The sequence below is a fragment of the Lactiplantibacillus pingfangensis genome (assembly GCF_005404945.1).
Classification (GTDB): Bacteria; Bacillota; Bacilli; order Lactobacillales; family Lactobacillaceae; genus Lactiplantibacillus; species Lactiplantibacillus pingfangensis.
Window position 1 is genome coordinate 59,250 of record NZ_BJDG01000008.1, and the last position, 15,987, is coordinate 75,236.

General features: G+C 44.0%; 18 protein-coding genes. 16 read left to right on the top strand and 2 right to left on the bottom strand.

From position 1 onward, the window contains the following. Positions 1–58: 58 nt before the first annotated feature. The 16 genes from FFM74_RS05255 (at position 59) to FFM74_RS05330 (ending at position 15,102) form a co-directional block, all read left to right on the top strand. Positions 59–856 carry a Cof-type HAD-IIB family hydrolase gene (locus FFM74_RS05255; protein ID WP_137625584.1) on the top strand — a complete coding sequence of 266 codons (798 nt, stop codon included), beginning with the start codon at positions 59–61 and terminating at the stop codon, positions 854–856. A 994-nt stretch (positions 857–1,850) separates the two neighbouring features. After that, positions 1,851–2,636, top strand: a complete 786-nt coding sequence (gene dapB, locus FFM74_RS05260) for a 4-hydroxy-tetrahydrodipicolinate reductase (protein WP_137625585.1) — start codon at positions 1,851–1,853, stop codon at positions 2,634–2,636. After that, a complete protein-coding gene (locus tag FFM74_RS05265; protein WP_137625586.1) occupies positions 2,633–3,856 on the top strand; it encodes a CCA tRNA nucleotidyltransferase in 1,224 nt (407 codons plus the stop codon). Before dapB ends, FFM74_RS05265 begins: the two co-directional genes overlap by 4 nt. Before the next feature lie 60 nt (positions 3,857–3,916). Then, positions 3,917–4,369, top strand: coding sequence for a hypothetical protein (locus FFM74_RS05270; protein WP_137625587.1), 453 nt, complete (start codon positions 3,917–3,919; stop codon positions 4,367–4,369). Between the two features lie 505 nt (positions 4,370–4,874). Continuing rightward, on the top strand, positions 4,875–6,767 hold the full coding sequence (locus tag FFM74_RS05275; protein WP_137625588.1) for an ABC-F family ATP-binding cassette domain-containing protein: 1,893 nt from the start codon (positions 4,875–4,877) through the stop codon (positions 6,765–6,767). Positions 6,768–6,785: 18 nt separating this feature from the next. Beyond that, positions 6,786–7,736 carry a thymidylate synthase gene (locus FFM74_RS05280; RefSeq protein WP_137625589.1) on the top strand — a complete coding sequence of 317 codons (951 nt, stop codon included), beginning with the start codon at positions 6,786–6,788 and terminating at the stop codon, positions 7,734–7,736. A 9-nt stretch (positions 7,737–7,745) separates the two neighbouring features. Further along, on the top strand, positions 7,746–8,234 hold the full coding sequence (locus FFM74_RS05285) for a dihydrofolate reductase (RefSeq protein WP_137625590.1): 489 nt from the start codon (positions 7,746–7,748) through the stop codon (positions 8,232–8,234). A 107-nt stretch (positions 8,235–8,341) separates the two neighbouring features. Further along, the gene (locus tag FFM74_RS05290; RefSeq protein WP_137625591.1) at positions 8,342–9,193 is read left to right on the top strand and encodes a DegV family protein; all 852 of its coding nucleotides are present in this window, start codon (positions 8,342–8,344) and stop codon (positions 9,191–9,193) included. Between the two features lie 233 nt (positions 9,194–9,426). Further along, entirely contained in the window at positions 9,427–10,392 is a 966-nt protein-coding gene (locus tag FFM74_RS05295) for an SGNH/GDSL hydrolase family protein (RefSeq protein ID WP_137625592.1), read from the top strand. 13 nt (positions 10,393–10,405) lie between these two features. Then, a complete protein-coding gene (locus FFM74_RS05300; protein WP_137625593.1) occupies positions 10,406–11,047 on the top strand; it encodes a YpmS family protein in 642 nt (213 codons plus the stop codon). 13 nt (positions 11,048–11,060) lie between these two features. Next, the gene (locus FFM74_RS05305; RefSeq protein WP_137607135.1) at positions 11,061–11,282 is read left to right on the top strand and encodes a YozE family protein; all 222 of its coding nucleotides are present in this window, start codon (positions 11,061–11,063) and stop codon (positions 11,280–11,282) included. A gap of 30 nt (positions 11,283–11,312) precedes the next feature. Further along, on the top strand, positions 11,313–12,800 hold the full coding sequence (locus FFM74_RS05310; RefSeq protein ID WP_137625594.1) for a S41 family peptidase: 1,488 nt from the start codon (positions 11,313–11,315) through the stop codon (positions 12,798–12,800). Positions 12,801–13,112: 312 nt separating this feature from the next. Next, positions 13,113–13,463, top strand: coding sequence for a hypothetical protein (locus FFM74_RS05315; protein ID WP_137625595.1), 351 nt, complete (start codon positions 13,113–13,115; stop codon positions 13,461–13,463). A 24-nt stretch (positions 13,464–13,487) separates the two neighbouring features. Continuing rightward, on the top strand, positions 13,488–14,063 hold the full coding sequence (locus FFM74_RS05320) for a transcriptional regulator (protein ID WP_137625596.1): 576 nt from the start codon (positions 13,488–13,490) through the stop codon (positions 14,061–14,063). Further along, positions 14,063–14,479, top strand: coding sequence for a protein-export chaperone SecB (locus tag FFM74_RS05325; RefSeq protein ID WP_137625597.1), 417 nt, complete (start codon positions 14,063–14,065; stop codon positions 14,477–14,479). Before FFM74_RS05320 ends, FFM74_RS05325 begins: the two co-directional genes overlap by 1 nt. Before the next feature lie 419 nt (positions 14,480–14,898). Further along, positions 14,899–15,102, top strand: a complete 204-nt coding sequence (locus tag FFM74_RS05330; RefSeq protein WP_137625598.1) for a peptidoglycan-binding domain-containing protein — start codon at positions 14,899–14,901, stop codon at positions 15,100–15,102. Between the two features lie 224 nt (positions 15,103–15,326). Here the strand turns inward: FFM74_RS05330 and FFM74_RS05335 are convergent, their stop codons facing one another. Both FFM74_RS05335 and FFM74_RS05340 read right to left on the bottom strand, forming a co-directional pair. Next, entirely contained in the window at positions 15,327–15,596 is a 270-nt protein-coding gene (locus FFM74_RS05335) for a Txe/YoeB family addiction module toxin (RefSeq protein ID WP_137625599.1), read from the bottom strand. Beyond that, entirely contained in the window at positions 15,580–15,873 is a 294-nt protein-coding gene (locus tag FFM74_RS05340) for a type II toxin-antitoxin system Phd/YefM family antitoxin (protein ID WP_137625600.1), read from the bottom strand. The genes FFM74_RS05335 and FFM74_RS05340 overlap by 17 nt, the downstream gene beginning before the upstream one ends. Between the last annotated feature and the right edge of the window lie 114 nt (positions 15,874–15,987).

The window sequence follows — 15,987 nt, forward strand, 5'->3', positions numbered from 1 at the left end:
AATGCTTACAAGTTTGGTAGAATAAAACAAGAGATTGACTAAACTAGGGGGCATTGGATTGAAAGTAGCGTTAATTGCATCAGATTTAGATGGCACTTTTTTACGAGATGATCATGGTTTTGATCACGCGCGGTTTCAAGCACAATTGACTAAAATGATGGCGAATGGGCAACATTTTGCCGTTGCCAGCGGAAATCAACTCCAACATTGTATTGAAGTGTTTGACAAGATTGACGGCGAGATTACCTATGTGGCCGAAAATGGTGGCTTGGTCATCGACAATCATGGCACTGTTTTGAGTGAAAGTCTGCTAACGCCGACCGTTTTACAAGAATTGCTGACCTTTGTGGCAACTGCTCCCGAGTTAGCCGGTGCCGGGGCGTCGCTCTCTGGGAAAAATGGTGCTTATATTCGGCCGCAAGATGACAACGAAGTGATGCAGTACTTTTTGAGCAATCTATCAGTAGTCGATGATTTAGCCGCGGTCGATGACCATATTTATAAGGCCACGTTCGGCTGGCAAGATCAGCGAGCTGAATACCACGCTGACATCATTAATGCGCATTTTAAGGGGCGTTTACGGGCGACTGCGAGTGGTTACGGTGGTTTAGACGTGATTGCCCCCAATGTGGACAAAGCGTTTGGCTTAGCTTTCTTACAACGTCACTGGGGGATTGCTGCTAGCCAGACGGCCGCTTTTGGTGATAATAGCAATGATTTAGAAATGTTGCGTGAGGCTGATTATAGTTATGCCATGCGTAATGCCATTCCAACGGTCAAAACGATGGCCAATTATGAAACGGCCTTAGACAATAACCATGACGGTGTATTGGATACGATTGATGGGTTAATTTAATATACTAATTTTATCTAAGTGTTAACTTAAATTAGGATTGCTAGTGTGACTAGTAGTCCTTTTTATTTGGGGTAAGAAAGGGTCGTTTAAACGCGTTAAACTGTAAATTTATCACAGTTGTTGCACTAACGAAGGTTGTAAGATCAAAATCGAAAATCGTTAGTAACTACCGCTATGTCCAATGATTAGGGCCGCTTCCAGTCGCCACTGATCACATGCGGCCGTGGGACCGGGGCAAGCCTGAGGAACGTCTTGACCCTCGCCCGGAACCCTTGCCAAAATCGCAAGTGTCCCGGACCGTCCGTGGCGTAACGCCGGCGAGAAACATGCCGACCCAACGCCACGGTCACGACCGATGGGATCAGCGGCGACTTCCAGCTAATTTAACTGTTTTTAGGCTAGGTTTAGCGGAGGCCGGTAGAATCACTGTCCCACCATAGCACAGCGATGTCCGTCTGCCGGAGCGGGATCGCGACTAATTGGGAAGTAGCGGTTGCCTATGTGACCGTGTTTACGAGCCCTTTTGTCCTTTCAACCTTCAAGCACTAATCTGTCAGTCCAACCACCACAGATGAAATGGTCTGTTGTGTCGACTACTTTTAACTGTCGATTGTTTGCCGGTGGGTATCTGTCTAAGAAATTTAGGTGGCTGATCTTTCGAAACAATGCACGTTCTTAGCCGTGAGGGGGCTTCGTTTGGGGCTCAGCCGTGGCGTTTGACTTAGCGCGGGTTTTGTCCGCGGTTAGTCAAAAACCAGCTTTTGAGACCGCCCTTTGGCTCAAAACTGGTTCATGGCGTTCCAGCCCCAAACGCCCCCCCCGGTAGGCGGAAGTCGACCCACTCGATAATAAATTTAGAAAAAAACGAGGAAAACTTTACGATGAAAGGTTGACGATTAACCAATGCGTGGTTATCTGTTAAACTATAATAGTGATAAATTAACTGGACGCAGTTTTTTTGACTGAGACAGTTAAATTTGAGGAGGAAATTAATTTGGTTAAAGTAATAGTTGCCGGCTATCATGGTCGGATGGGTAGCACGGCTGCTCAAATGGTGATTGATAATGCTGATTTTGACTTGGTCGGGGTTTTTGATGCCCGCGGTAAGGATCGCAACTTGGGTGAAGATGATCGTTTTAAAGGTCAAGATGTGCCTGCTTTCCATAATTTAGACGCCATCAAAACAGATGCAACGGTTTGGATTGATTTTACGATTCCAACGGCGGTTTATGAAAATGCTAAATTTGCGATCAATCATGGGATTTCACCAGTGATTGGGACGACCGGGATGACCGATGAACAAGTCGCAGAGTTACAAAAGCTCGCTAAGGACAAACAAGTTGGTGGTCTAATCGCACCTAACTTTGGGATTAGTGCCGTCTTACTCATGCAATTTGCACAGCAAGCCGCTAAGTATTTCCCAGATGTTGAAATCATTGAAATGCACCATGATGACAAGATCGACTCACCTAGTGGGACGGCAATCAGCACGGCTAAGAAGATTGCTGAAGTGCGCAAGCCGAAAGAACAAGGCAACCCCGATGCTACCGAAACCATCCCAGGCGCCCGTGGTGCAGAATATGAAGGGATGCGGATTCATGCCGTGCGCTTGCCTGGTTTAGTTGCCCATGAAGAAGTGATGTTCGGTGGTCCCGGTGAAGGCTTGACGATTCGCCAAGATTCTTATGACCGGATTTCATTCATGACTGGTGTGAAGGTCGCGGTTGAAAAAATTAATCAGTATCATGAACTCTTCATTGGCTTGGAGAATTTACTATGATTTTGACGCCATTACCGACTGAGTTCGAACAAGCCAAGCCGATTATCGAGACGATTGAAGCGGCCGGCTATGAGGCTTACTTTGTTGGTGGGAGTGTCCGGGACACCATTTTAGGCAAACCGATTCACGATGTGGATATTGCGACGAGTGCGTTTCCAGCCGAAGTCAAGGGCCTGTTTAAACGAACCGTTGACACCGGGATCGAACATGGGACCGTCATGATTTTAGATCACGGTAACGGTTATGAAACCACGACGTTTCGGACGGAATCCGGCTATCAAGACTTTCGACGCCCTGATCAGGTCACCTTTGTTCGTTCATTAAAGGAAGACTTGAAGCGACGTGATTTTACGATCAATGCGTTAGCAATGCGAGCGAATGGCGAAGTCATTGATTTATTCGATGGGCTCGCTGACTTAAAGGCCCAAGTCATTCGTGCCGTTGGCGTTGCTGAAGATCGTTTTCATGAAGATGCATTACGCATGATGCGCGCGGTTCGTTTTGCTAGTCAACTCCGATTTAACATTGAACCTGCCACGAAACAAGCGATTGCGGATAACGCGCCACTGTTATCGAAAATCGCGGTTGAGCGTACTCGGGTTGAATGGGAAAAGTTGTTGATGGGGCAATGTCCGGATCGTGGCATACAGGCGTTGGTTCAAACTGATCTGTACCGCTACATGCCTAAGATGGCGACGCAGTTACCGATGCTAGAAAAACTAATCGCGCTACCAGCGTGGCAGTTGGACAGCATCGAAAGTACCTGGACGCTGCAAGCTTGGTTGATGGCATTGCCAGATGAAGCCGCAATCAAGCAGTTGTTGAAGGCTTGGAAGACGAGCAATGAGTTGATTGACCACGTCACGGCGGCTTGGACGGTCATGCGGGCACTACAGCGTGATGCCACGCTTGCACCCATGACTTTATTCAAGGCGGGGGCAGCGGCGCTTAAAACGGCTAATACGGTCGCGAACTTGTTAGGCTTTGGCCGGCCACAGTCAGAATTGGTGGCAGCTTATGCGGCATTGCCGATTCAAGATAAGCATGCGCTGGCAATTAATGGCGGTGACTTACTTAAACAACAAATTGTGCAACCAGGACCACAAATGGGCGCTGTTTTGGCCCAACTGTTAGTGGCCGTAGTGACCAGCCAAGTGCCAAATGAGCCTGAAAAATTACTTGATTTTGCAAGGATGGTAGCGGATACAGAAAATAATTGATATTTTCTGTTAATCTGTTACGATTGAGATGAAACTAATTCTTCAATGAGGTGATCATATATGGATAGAGCATTAGAAGCATTAAAGTTTTATTTCCGCAATGGTGATACTTGGGTCGTTAATCATAAAGACATTTCCGACCTTTGGATTAGCCGGGTTACGACCAGTTATGGCCGAATCAAGGGTGGTAAGATGACGATTATTCATCCTTGCAAGTCATTTAAGGCTGAATTTGAACCAGATGCTGACGCCGTTGATCCTGATACAACTCATTTGGCATCCGTTACCAGTGGGATGTTCGAACGGGTGACTCATTTCCAAGATATTGAAAAAGTTGATATCTTATTCGGTGACGAACGTGGCAGTGAACAAGTTTACTTGCCATTCAAAGCCAAGGATGTTGATGGCTTAGATAATGTCTACCAAACGAGTTCATTATCATCAGATGGGTTATTACATTTAGTTGTTGATGCTGAAAACACGGTTTTAGATGTTTACGGTGATCAAAAATAAGTTTCAATCAAATGAAAACTTGCGGTCGATATTGGCCGCAAGTTTTTTGTTGCAAAAAAATAATGTTGCACGGTTGTGAGTTGTGTTTTTAGTGAATTCTAGCTAAGATAGAACGTAATGATGCATTTTTGTATTAGTGTATAAACTGTTCTAATGCCGCCTGCCGGTCGGAAGTTAAAATGTGGTCCTCCAAGCGAGAATTTAACTAGGGAGGTAAACCCACCGATTGAGATAAAAGGTGTCTCTGAGCTATTTTTTTCAGATGACATTGACTGCCAGCGCAAATCTAGCCGAGAGGTTGGGGGCTAAAATGCTCAGCCATGAAATTGGTCTTAGTGCGGGTGGGTTTTCCCGGACTTAGACCAAGGCTGGCTTTGAAGACCGCTTTTTGGCTTCAAAACGGCCCATGGCGTTCCAGCATTTTAGCCCGCAACCGGTAGGCGGAAAATAGTACACAACACAAGTACAAAAAGTGCAATGATGACAAAAGGGTGGATCGTAGAAGATGCAAACATTAAGAGCAGAAAATCTGACCCGCACATACGGTGAGAAAACACTATTTAAGGACATTTCATTTATCATTAATGAACATGACCGGATCGGCGTGATTGGCGTCAACGGTTCTGGCAAAACGAGTTTGTTAGATGTCCTAGCAGGCATCACGACGCCAGAAGCTGGCGAACTAGTCATGCCCAAAAATTATGAAATTGGTTATTTGAAACAACAGCCTGATTTGGACGAAAACTTGACCGTGATTGATGCAGTGTTAGCGGGTAGTCAACAAGTTTTCCGAACGATTCGGCACTATGAACAAACCTTGACGGTCTATGGGCAACATCCCGAAGATCCACAGGCACAACAAGCCTACATGGACGCAGAAACGATGATGAACCAAGAAGATGCTTGGACCGCTGAAAGTGATGTCAAGACGATTTTAACCCAACTACACATTACCGATTTGAGCCAGCAGGTGAAAACGATGTCTGGTGGTCAACGGAAACGGGTTGGGCTCGCACAAGTGTTGATTCAGTCACCTGACTTATTATTGTTAGATGAACCGACCAACCACTTGGACTTTGACTCAATCGAGTGGCTTGAAACATACTTGGCGGCGTATAAAGGCGCCTTAATGGTCGTGACGCATGATCGGTATTTCTTGGATCAAGTTGCCAACCAAATGTTTGAATTATCTTTCGGTGCGTTGTATAAATATACCGGTAACTATCAAGCTTTCGTTCAGGCGAAAGCCGAGCGGGTCGCTCGTGACGTGACCGCCGAGCACAAACAACAACAGTTGTATAAAAAAGAATTGGCCTGGATGCGAGCGGGTGCGCCGGCCCGCAGTACGAAACAACAAGGTCGGATCAACCGCTTCAACGATTTAAAGGACAACCTAAATACGTTGCAAGTTGATAGCGATGTCGATATCTCACTTGGACAGCAACGTTTAGGTAAAAAAGTGATCGAACTGAAAAATGCTAGTTTAAAGTTTGACAATCAGACTATTTTGAATGATTTTTCAATGTTGATCCAAGCGAATGATCGGATTGGGATTACTGGGATCAATGGTGCCGGTAAATCCAGTCTACTGAATGTGATTGCTGAACGGTTGCCACTTGACTCAGGGACCGTCATGATCGGTGAAACGGTCAAAATGGCTTACTATACCCAACAAACAGAACCAATTCCAGGCGATAAGCGGATTATCACTTATTTGCAAGAAATTGGTGAAAACGTCTTGAACAAACAAGGGGAACGGGTCTCGGTCACTGAGCTGTTGGAAGAATTCTTGTTTCCACGGTCAATGCATGGCACGCTAATCCGTAAGCTCTCTGGTGGTGAAAAACGCCGGCTCTACTTGCTCAAATTATTAATGCAACAACCGAATGTGCTCTTGCTGGATGAACCAACGAATGATTTAGACATTGGCACGTTAACAGTGCTTGAAAATTACTTAGCGAATTTTGCTGGGACCGTGATTACCGTGTCTCATGACCGTTATTTCTTGGATAAAGTGGGCACGAAGCTGTTGATCTTTGATGGTCAGGGCCATATTGAGCGTTATGCCGGGCGTTTCTCAAGCTATTTGAAGGATCAAAAAACCGCCGCTAAGCCAGCGGCCAGCAAGTCGAAGCCAGTTGAAGAAAAAACAACGGCCAAAGCCGAGAAACCGAAGGAAAAGGTCAAGTTGACTTATGCTGAGCAGCTTGAATATGACAAGATCGAAAGTGTCATTGAAGGCCTAGATAATCATAAAAGTGAACTTGAAACTGCAATGGCTGATAATGCCAGTGATTATGGTAAGCTAGCTGATTTACAAAAAGACTTAACCGCAACCGAAAAGTCGATTGATGAAAAAATGGATCGTTGGGATTATTTAAGTCAATATGCCGATTAATGAGAGGATGTCTGTCGAATGTTAGAGGAACCTTATTTGCAAGTAGCCCGCGATATTTTGGATCACGGGACATACAAAGATGACCGGACTGGCACTGGAACCTATAGTCTTTTTGGGGCTCAAATGCGATTCAATCTCGCGGATGGCTTTCCGATTCTGACGACGAAAAAAGTCCCCTTTGGCTTAATTAAAAGTGAATTGTTGTGGTTCTTGCATGGGGATACCAATATTCAGTTTTTATTAAAACATCATAATCATATTTGGGATGAATGGGCCTTTAAGAATTGGGTGACTAGCCCAGCTTATCAAGGACCCGACATGACCAATTTTGAACATCGTCGCTTAGATGACCCGGATTTCAAGCCAGTGTATCAAGCGACGATGCAACAATTTGATGATCAAATTTTGAACGATGATGACTTTGCTGCTAAATTCGGCAACTTAGGCGATGTCTATGGAGCCCAGTGGCGGCATTGGCAGACGCGTAGTGGTGAGACGATTGATCAAATCGCCAACGTCATTGACATGATCAAGCAGACGCCAGATTCACGGCGCTTAATTGTCTCAGCGTGGAATCCAGAAGATGTGCCCAGCATGGCGTTGCCACCTTGTCACACCTTGTTCCAGTTTTATGTGGCGGATGGCAAGCTGAGCTGTCAACTCTATCAACGTTCTGGTGACGTGTTCTTGGGAGTACCCTTTAACATTGCCAGCTATGCATTATTGACAGCATTGATTGCGAAGGAGACTGGTCTCCAAGTTGGTGAGTTTGTGCATACGTTGGGCGATGCACATATTTATACGAATCACGTCGATCAAATTAAGGAACAACTGCAACGGACGCCAAAGGCCGCGCCTAAGCTACAATTGAGCGGTGATCATCAAAGCATTTTTGATTATCAAATGCGCGATATTAAACTCGTCGGTTACGACCCGGCACCGGCCATCAAAGCGCCGGTTGCCATTTAGGAGGGCGTCATGATTGCCTTAATTTGGGCGCAAGATGAAAATGGCCTGATTGGTGCCAACGGACAAATGCCGTGGCACTTGTCAGCCGACCTCAAACGTTTTAAAGCCCTGACGAGTCATCATACAGTCGTCATGGGGCGCAAGACCTTTGCCGGCTTTAAGCGGCCGTTGCCGAAGCGGCAAAACATTGTCTTATCGCATCAGTCCTTAGACTTGCCGGCGGGGGTGCAACAATTTAAGACGCTCGACGACTTGTGGGCCTTGAATGCCAAGCAACCGGATGAGGTGATCTTTGTGATTGGTGGCGCAACGGTGTATGCGGCCGTCTTACCACAGGCTGATCTGTTATACCAAACGCAGATTCAACATGCCTTTGACGGCGATACTTGGATGCCGGCGATTGATTATACACAATGGGAAGTCACGGCTAAGCAGACGGTTGCCGCTGATGATCAGAATCCCTGGACGTTTAGTTTTACCGATTACCAACGGCGTTAAATCGAGAAGTAACAGTGAAACTAACGGCTATTTCTGCTATACTAAAATCATTAATTTTATTGTAATGGTTCCGTAAACATTACAGATATAAGAAAGCGTGGCAAAGTATGACGAAAATCAAGATTGTGACCGATTCTTCGGCAAATTTAACGGACGCCGAAATCGAAAAATATGAAATTACGGTAATTCCGCTATCCGTCATGATCGATGGCACAATTTATATTGAAGATGAAACGATTACTCGCGATGAGTTTATCGAAAAAATGGCGACCGCTAAGTCGTTACCGAAGACTAGTCAGCCGGCCCTAGGCACATTTATTGAAACTTTTGATAAATTAGGCGCTGATGGTTCGGCGGTGGTCTGCATCAATATGCTCGAAGCCATTTCTGGCACCGTGCATACTGCTGAACAAGCGGCATCGATTACTAAGACAGATGTCACGGTTATTGACGCCCGGACGACCGATCGTGCGATGGCCTTTCAAGTAATGAACGCTGCCAAATTAGCGCAAACGGGTGCTGACAAGGATGCGGTGGTTGCGATGGTACATGCGACCCAAGCGCATACGAAGTTATTCATGGGCGTGATGACTTTAAATAACTTGGTTGCAGGTGGCCGAATTAGTCGGATCACCGGTGCGATTAGTACCTTGTTAAATGTCAAAATCGCCTTGGAAGTTGATGATGGCGCGCTCGACGTCAAGATGAAGGGGCGCGGCGTCAAAGCGATTAACAAGTTCTTCGACAAGGTCATTGACGAAATTATTAACACGCCCAATGTCGTTGAAGTGGCGATTTCACACGTTGGGGCAACGGAACGGGTTGAAGAATACAAAGCACGGCTGCAAGCGGCACTTCCAAGTCTTAAAGTGAGTGTTCAACCAACCGTACCAATTATTGCAACCCATGGTGGTCCTGGAGCATTTGCGGTGGAATATCACACGCAGACACCGGCTTAAAGAGCGGTCGTTTTAAAAGCGAATAGAACTAAAGGAAAAGGCAGGGGTGCTACTGAGCATAACCTAGGAACTGAATGATTGGAGCCTTTCAATCGTTTAGCTCCCGTAGCTCTGTTGCATCCGTGCCTTTTGTTAAACGTTTTGGCGATCATCGTCGGAACCAAAAGAGAGTCTGGGTGTTATTCCAGACTCCTTATTTTAAGTTAACCCCAAAAGAAAGGTTGTTGGATCGCATGCGAAAAGTATGGGAAGTTGTTAAAATTGTGCTCGTCTTGGCAATCGTTGGTGGTGGTGCTTTTTGGGGCTTGAATCATGTGTTACATCCAGCACCAGCAACAACAACCACCACGACGTCTAAAAAAACGACCAAAAAGACTAAAAAAACGACGGCCAAGAAGCCAACGGTCGCGCATAAAAAATCAATTAAGTTGGTTGCCGTCGGAGATTCTTTGACGGAAGGTGTCGGTGACGAAGCTGAAGGCGGTTATGTTGGTCAGATTAAGCAAATGTTGACGAGCAAGCAAAAGCTGACGGTTTCAACGACCAACGCCGGCAAATCTGGTGACCGTAGTGATCAGATCCTAGCTCGAATCAATCAGTCGAAGGCTTTGCAAGCCAAGATTGCGGCAGCAGATGTCTTAACGGTGACAGTCGGTGGCAATGACTTGTTGCAAACTTTAGAAGGGTCGATTACGTCCAATAATACGACCAAAAATGATGCGACGGTCACACGGGCCCAAAATACGTATGCCCAGAAGTTGACAAAGTTATTTGATAAGTTGAAGAGTTTAAATGCCAATGCGTCGATCTTTGTCTTTAGTATCTATAATCCAATCTATGTGAATTTCCCAAATGTCACGGCAATTACCCAATATGTCGATCAGTGGAATCATCAGACTGAAACAACGCTGGCGAGTTATCCGCATGCTTACTTTATGGATATTAATACGGCGATGTCACATGGCCAATATAAGACGGCTGCACAGATCAAGCAACTCGAGAAGTCTTCAACGAATACCGATTTGACGAAGATTACCAATTCGAAAGCTTTGGGGACGGCCTTGACGGCTGAATCCAAAGATAACGACTTGATTTCGAATAGTGATAACTTCCATCCAAATAAGCGTGGTTATCACGTCTTTACGACCAAGCTTTACAATACGATGTTGGCACATGACGCTTGGTTGATTAAAAAGTAAGGAGGGCGTTAAGATGAGAGAAGCAAAACGGGCGGAGAAGCAACCGCAACCGGCACCCAAAAAGTCCCGGGGTCCCGTTAATTTTTGGAAATGGCTGGCCATTGTCTTACTAGCCCTAGTTTTAGGTGGCGGTGCGTATGTTGGCAGTCAGATTTTTCGGACCCCAACTGAAGCCCAGTTAGTGACGAGCACGAAGACGACGGATGCCGCGAGTGTCCCAATCAAAATGAATCGGCAACAGCTCAATGCGTTGGCAGATTATTATTTGACGGATTTGCAAAAAGGTCAAGATTTAAAGTATCGGTTTGTGGTCCGTTCTGACGCAGCCTACTTACTTGGTACGACGCAGGTCTTAGGCCAAAATGTCTCGTTTGTCATTACGATGCAACCGACCGTGATTAGCGATGGGAATATTTCACTGAAGGCCACGAAGCTATCCGTTGGGACAATGTCGTTGCCAATCAGTTTTGTGATTAATTATATTAATAATAATTACAAGCTGCCAAAGTGGGCAAAATTGAGTGCTAAGAATAAGACGATTAATTTATATTTGAATAAAATCGTTGGGAAAAATGATGTGCGATTTAGTGTCGATAAATTAGATATCGCCAAAAACGAATTTAATTTTGAAATGCACATTCCCAAGACTAACTAAGTGAGGCGTGTTCATGCACAAAACGTTTTATCAATATTTAATGACCCAACGGAACCCTGACAGCACGGAGAGTGAGGCTGAGTTTGCCAACAACGCCTTCTTCGATCCACAATTTCCGAAGCAGAGTAAGGATTTTCACGAGGTGTCACAATATTTAGAATTAAATGCTGGTTATTTGCCATCAATGACGATTTTCGATGACAGCTGGCAGGCCTATTTGGCGAGTGAAGCCTAAGCCAATTTAGTGAGGAAAGAGGAGTCTGGCATGCCAGAACAACCAAAGCAAACAGAACCAACAAAAGCGGAACAACCACCCGTTCAACCTAAAAAGGCCAAGCGGCGCGTCGGTTTATGGACGTACATTATTTCAGTCGTGGTCGCGTTAGTTATCGGGATTGGCGGGACTTACTGGGTTTTAGGCCGTGCCGTGACGCAGCAAATCAACAGTATGCAACAGACCAATAGCGCCATGAAAAAAATTCAATCGGTCTATGCGACGATCAGTGATAACTACTATGAACCCGTCAATGCTAATAAGTTAGCGAACGGGGCCATCAATGGGATGGTCAGTTCGCTAGGTGATAAGTTCTCGGAGTACATGGATAAGAGTGAAACTGAGAGCTTGAATGACACCATTGACAGTTCCTTCTCAGGCATTGGCGCGCAAGTGCAAAAGTCTGGTAGTTATATCCAAATTATTTCACCAATTGCGGACACCCCGGCGAAAAAGGCTGGTTTGAAGCCCAAGGATATCATCAAGAAAGTTAATGGTAAGTCGATTGCGGGTAAGACGCTGACACAAGCCGTTAACTTGATGCGTGGGAAAGTTGGGACATCGGTTTCACTAGAGATTGAACGGGCGGGTAAGACGTTCACGATTAGTTTGAAACGGGCGAAGATTCCGGTCACGACGGTTAATTATAAATTGGTCGGTGGCGACAAGAAGATTGGGTATATTACCGTTTCAACCTTCTCAACGAATACTGCCAAGGAATTTAAGACCGCTTTAAAGGCACTGGATAAAAAAGGTGCCAAGAAGTTGGTGATTGACATGCGCGGTAATCCTGGTGGCTTGATGACGGCGGCCTTGAAGATGGCGTCAATGTTTGTGAAGAACGGCAAGACCATCATGCAAGTTCAAACCCGTGGTGCCCAAGCCGAAAAATATGTTGCTGGTAAGAAGTACGACGGCGGCTACAAAGTCACCAAGCCAACGACAGTGTTGATTGATGGTGGGAGTGCTTCGGCAGCTGAAATCTTCTCTGCGGCTTTACAACAGTCTGCGGGGGTTAAGTTGGTCGGGTCACAATCCTACGGGAAAGGGACCGTCCAAACGGTGACGAGTTTCAATGATAAGACCGAAATGAAGATTACCGTTGCCAAATGGTTAACCCCAGATGGCACTTGGATCAACAAGAAGGGCTTAACACCAGATGTCAAAGCCACTGAACCAAGTTACGCCAATTTGACGGTCATCAGTAAACCAGACGATTTGAAGGCTGGGAAGGTTAACGATGATGTGAAGACCTTCCAAGAATACTTGAAAGCGATGGGTTACTTCAAGGATGACGTCAATGGTTACTTTGGGAGTTCAACGACGGCTGCTGTGAAGGCCTATCAAAAACATGCTAATATCCAGGTGACTGGCGACGTTGACAAGAACACGTTAACGAAGTTGGAAACGGAATTAGCCACTAAGATCAGTGACAACGACAAGGCTTATGATGCTGCGTTGAAATTGATGTCAGAATAGTTTTGTAATTAAAAATTTCGGATAAAAGCCTAGATTTTCAAAGAATAAGTGGTGTCGATTGTTGATTCGTGGCGAGTGGCACCACTTTTTGCTGCTCACGGGTGGGGTGTAGTAATCTAATGGCTATTTTAGAAACATTCGTAAAAACTATGGTTTAATGGACTTAGATACTGAAGTTTCAAAATACCAATTGAATAACTATGGTTCTTGATCAATTATTAGGCGTTGATATCGAAGTAATATTGTTTTCTGTGAAAAACAGATATGGTAATATAATACAAGAGAATCAGATCGAGGTGGGTTATAATTGAAATGACTACTGAGGATGACGCACGTGAAATTGTCAGAAACATAAAAAGCAGACGGCAAAAATGGGCCGTTTCAGCACGTGAAAAAAATGAACAATTAGTTTCTATTTTGGCCGTGACTCAAGAAGAAATACTCAACGAGATTTATTCAAGATTGACTTGGATTAATTATAGTTCTGGGCCAATGGCAGATACTAGTCGCCGGCATCGTCAGGGGAATGTCTGGATATTTGGCCTAACAATCTCAGATATAGATTGTTATTTAAAGTTTCAGGATAGGCCGGATGCAAATGGACTTGTCATGTGGATTTCGATACATGAAGCAGAACGGCCATTGTATTTTCCGTTTCAATGATTGGCACCTTTTGGAGGTATTATTATGATTAGAGCAGGCGAAAATAAAAAAATTTACAATGAAGAGCTTGAAACTGAAGAATGGTATACCGGCGTAAAAAAGCTTAAAAAAGTACGCGTAAGAAATCGTGATGATATTTATGTTTATCATTATTACTGGATGGATAGTTATGGTGACTTGTGGTCAGATTTTGAAGCGCCCCTGGCCAATAATCAGCGGGATTTCGATGCTTATAGAAAAGTTGAAGGGTACATGACGCCGAATCAGATAAAAGAACTAATTGATGTGTCTGGTAAGTCTTTACGTGGCTTTTCAGCATATGCGAACTTAGGCCTATCCACGTTATCCCAGTTAATAAATAATTTGCGAGTGCAAACGCCGCAACAGGAAAATTTCTTTAAAATGGTAAGTAATTACATGAATAAAAATGGTAAATTGCCTATGCTACATGAACCTAACGATCTAGATCAGTTAAATAAAAAAATTGCTTTGGATGCTGATTTGGTTCAAAATATGGCATTCCAATATAGTATTGAGAACAATATGAACTACGATTTCTCTCTGGAATCCCCAAAAACATCAATAAGTGAGGCGGCCTAATGAGTGTCTTAAAATTTAAAGGTTATGTCGTTAATGACATGATTTATAGAAAGAATTCAAAATTTGAGAATGAAAATGGTAAAATAAGTCTAAAACCCAAACTTCATGAACATGATAAAGTTCAGGATGAGACTATTTTCGTTACTTTGGAAGTGACAGCCGGCTCGCTAGAAGATAAGCGTATGCCATTTGAGGCCAGCGTTTCTATTCAAGGAGAATTCGAATATATTCCTGAAGAAGATAAGGATGATTTCGGAATCACAACATTTATCAAACAAAATGCTGTTGCCATCTTGTATCCCTATGTTAGAACGCTAATGTCAAATTTGACATTAGCTTCAAACGAAAATCCGGCGTTTCTGTTACCAACAATTAATGTTAGTGAAGTTTTAGAAAGAGAACGTCAGAAAGATTAAATCTGAGTATGATTCAAGTATCAAATTAGTTATTAGGCAGGAATCAGTGCAATTCTTTTGAAATTTACGCAGTTGTTCAAGAATTGCTGGAAATCTTGAAGTTGGTTCAACGATAAGTGTTAATCAGAAATTTTAGTTCTAAACTTTTCTTGTCTGCTAGTAGCGGTCCTCGTGATGAAGGTTGACATCACGAGTGCCGCTTTTAATTTGGTCGGTGATTTCATAGCTGGTTGGTAATCAATCACATTTTGCTTAGGCCAGCTATTATCAAAACAAATTAAGTAAATAAATAGGCCTTGCATTATGATGCATTCAGCACTAACGATAGGGGTATTATCAGTAGTGTTGTTACAGCAAAGGGACTGTGTCAGTTGTCACGGCCCCTTTAGTGGCTTTAAACAGTGATTGGCGGGGCTCAGATGGGTTACTTCAAGGATGAGGTCAACGGTTACTTTGGAAGTTCAACGACGGATGCTGTGAAGGCTTATCAAAAACATGCTAATATCCAGGTGACTGGCAACGTTGACAAGAATACATTAACGAAGCTGGAAACGGAATTAGCCACTAAAATCAGTGACAACGACAAGGCTTACGATGCTGCGTTGAAATTGATGTCAGAATAGTTCGTATTTTTAGCGTAAAGGGATCGTGGCGGTTGTCACGGTTCTTTTACTGTCTTTAAACAGTGATTGGTAGTCAGTTAAGCGTCAGCTTGGCTGATGAAGCGAGATTGTATCGGACTTAACAAAAAATAGCCACTAGAATGCCGTTTATAGGCGTGCTAATGGCTATTACGATGGTTCTGTTTTTAGTCAGTTACGACATTGCGTTTGTTTGGCTGAGCGTGTTAGTCGTAATGGTATTTTAACTGCACAATTTTGATGCTGGATTCAGTCGTGAGATAAACAAGTCGATTTTGGTCATCGATACGTCGTGACCATGCGCCAGCCAGATTATATTTTAAAGGTTCTGGTTTGCCAATCCCCTCAAAAGGTTTCCTTTTAATCTCATTAATTAGTTTATTGATGCGTTTCAACGTTTTTTTATCTTCTGTTTGCCAGGCTAGATACTCGTTCCAAGCAACTGGTGAGAAAACAATATTAATCGCTTTCGTCATGCTGGATTTTCTCCCATTCTTTTGGTGTTAGTACATGTCCAGCACCACGATTGAGTTGATCTAGAGAGGTTTGAAGCGCATCGCGATTAGCTGAAGTGGCGAGTAAATAATTGGTTTCCTGAAGCGAATTATAATCTTGCTCGCTAATTAAGACGACATTTTTTTGTTTGGGGCGAGTAATGATTAATGGTTCATTCAAATCACTGACATCATCTGCATAAGCCTTAAACTTTTTTCGAAAATCGCTAACACTAGTTGCAGAAATACTCATGGTCATATTGCGACGCCTCCTTCTATATTGATAACGCTAGTATAAACCAAGTTTGGATATTTGTACACAATTATGTACAGGCTTGATGAAGCATCGTTATTTCCAGAGAACTAATGAATG

Coding starts and splice junctions, on each gene's coding strand:
- FFM74_RS05265 (WP_137625586.1), top strand. CDS start 2,633: ATGATTTTGACGCCATTACCGACTGAGTTCGAACAAGCCAAGCCGATT.
- FFM74_RS05270 (WP_137625587.1), top strand. CDS start 3,917: ATGGATAGAGCATTAGAAGCATTAAAGTTTTATTTCCGCAATGGTGAT.
- FFM74_RS05275 (WP_137625588.1), top strand. CDS start 4,875: ATGCAAACATTAAGAGCAGAAAATCTGACCCGCACATACGGTGAGAAA.
- FFM74_RS05280 (WP_137625589.1), top strand. CDS start 6,786: ATGTTAGAGGAACCTTATTTGCAAGTAGCCCGCGATATTTTGGATCAC.
- FFM74_RS05285 (WP_137625590.1), top strand. CDS start 7,746: ATGATTGCCTTAATTTGGGCGCAAGATGAAAATGGCCTGATTGGTGCC.
- FFM74_RS05290 (WP_137625591.1), top strand. CDS start 8,342: ATGACGAAAATCAAGATTGTGACCGATTCTTCGGCAAATTTAACGGAC.
- FFM74_RS05295 (WP_137625592.1), top strand. CDS start 9,427: ATGCGAAAAGTATGGGAAGTTGTTAAAATTGTGCTCGTCTTGGCAATC.
- FFM74_RS05300 (WP_137625593.1), top strand. CDS start 10,406: ATGAGAGAAGCAAAACGGGCGGAGAAGCAACCGCAACCGGCACCCAAA.
- FFM74_RS05305 (WP_137607135.1), top strand. CDS start 11,061: ATGCACAAAACGTTTTATCAATATTTAATGACCCAACGGAACCCTGAC.
- FFM74_RS05310 (WP_137625594.1), top strand. CDS start 11,313: ATGCCAGAACAACCAAAGCAAACAGAACCAACAAAAGCGGAACAACCA.
- FFM74_RS05315 (WP_137625595.1), top strand. CDS start 13,113: ATGACTACTGAGGATGACGCACGTGAAATTGTCAGAAACATAAAAAGC.
- FFM74_RS05320 (WP_137625596.1), top strand. CDS start 13,488: ATGATTAGAGCAGGCGAAAATAAAAAAATTTACAATGAAGAGCTTGAA.
- FFM74_RS05325 (WP_137625597.1), top strand. CDS start 14,063: ATGAGTGTCTTAAAATTTAAAGGTTATGTCGTTAATGACATGATTTAT.
- FFM74_RS05330 (WP_137625598.1), top strand. CDS start 14,899: ATGGGTTACTTCAAGGATGAGGTCAACGGTTACTTTGGAAGTTCAACG.
- FFM74_RS05335 (WP_137625599.1), bottom strand. CDS start 15,596: ATGACGAAAGCGATTAATATTGTTTTCTCACCAGTTGCTTGGAACGAG.
- FFM74_RS05340 (WP_137625600.1), bottom strand. CDS start 15,873: ATGACCATGAGTATTTCTGCAACTAGTGTTAGCGATTTTCGAAAAAAG.